The 241-nt window shown below is 53.9% G+C and carries 1 protein-coding gene; it reads left to right on the top strand.

What is annotated here, in order from left to right; all coding sequences use genetic code 11:
* The coding region (locus tag SB772_RS44935; protein ID WP_410839144.1) for a hypothetical protein at positions 1 to 241 on the top strand (241 nt) is incomplete at both ends.

Genomic DNA, 241 nt, shown 5'->3' on the forward strand with positions numbered 1-241 from the left:
GCACTGAATTTGAACTGAGCACGCCGGATGATTACACGATCCTGGGCGTGGTGCTTTCTGAAGATGTCATCACCCGGCAGGCTAACTTTTTGCATAACCCGGATCGGGTATTACATATGTTGCGTAACCAGTCGGCGCTGGAAGTGAAAGAGCAGCATAAAGCCGCGCTGTGGGGCTTTGTCCCACAGGCGCTGGCGACGTTTTGCGAGAATCCGGAAAATCTCCATCAGCCTGCAGTGCG

Source organism: Paraburkholderia sp. SIMBA_030 (assembly GCF_046535245.1).
Lineage (GTDB): Bacteria > Pseudomonadota > Gammaproteobacteria > Burkholderiales > Burkholderiaceae > Paraburkholderia.